We start from the raw sequence: 604 nt of genomic DNA, 5'->3' as shown, positions 1-604 counted from the left end.
ACGGTTTCAGGTACTGTTTCACTCCCCTCCCGGGGTACTTTTCACCTTTCCCTCACGGTACTGGTCCGCTATCGGTCATTAGGGAGTATTTAGGCTTATCAGGTGGTCCTGACAGATTCGCACGGGATTTCTCGGGCCCCGTGCTACTTGGGATACTTCCCAGGCGGTACACAACATTACGGTTACGGGGCTCACACCCTCTCTGGCCGGCCTTTCAAGACCGTTCACCTATGCCTGCACATCACACCTCGCCAGTCCGGCAGAACTGACACGGGAAGTCCCGCAACCCCGACCATGCAACGCCCGCCGGCTATCACACATGGAACGGTTTAGCCTGATCCGCGTTCGCTCGCCACTACTAACGGAATCACTATTGTTTTCTCTTCCTGCGGGTACTGAGATGTTTCACTTCCCCGCGTTCCCTCCACGCACCCTATGTGTTCAGATGCGGGTCACCAGGCAACCTTGCAGCCCCTGGCGGGGTTTCCCCATTCGGACACCCTGGGATCACAGTCCGGTTATCGACTCCCCCAGGCTTATCGCAGATTCCTACGTCCTTCTTCGGCTCCTAATGCCAAGGCATCCACCGTGTGCTCTTAAAAAC

Annotated in this window: 1 rRNA gene; it reads right to left on the bottom strand. The window is 56.6% G+C overall.

Annotated features, from left to right (window positions below):
• Positions 1 to 604: ribosomal RNA gene (locus tag WMN78_RS16045) — 23S ribosomal RNA — on the bottom strand; the annotation flags it as partial.

This window comes from Arthrobacter oryzae (assembly GCF_037911235.1).
GTDB classification, from domain to species: domain Bacteria; phylum Actinomycetota; class Actinomycetes; order Actinomycetales; family Micrococcaceae; genus Arthrobacter; species Arthrobacter oryzae_E.
Note: the sequence above shows the minus strand (reverse complement) of the source record. Positions and strands in the feature narration are given on the sequence as shown.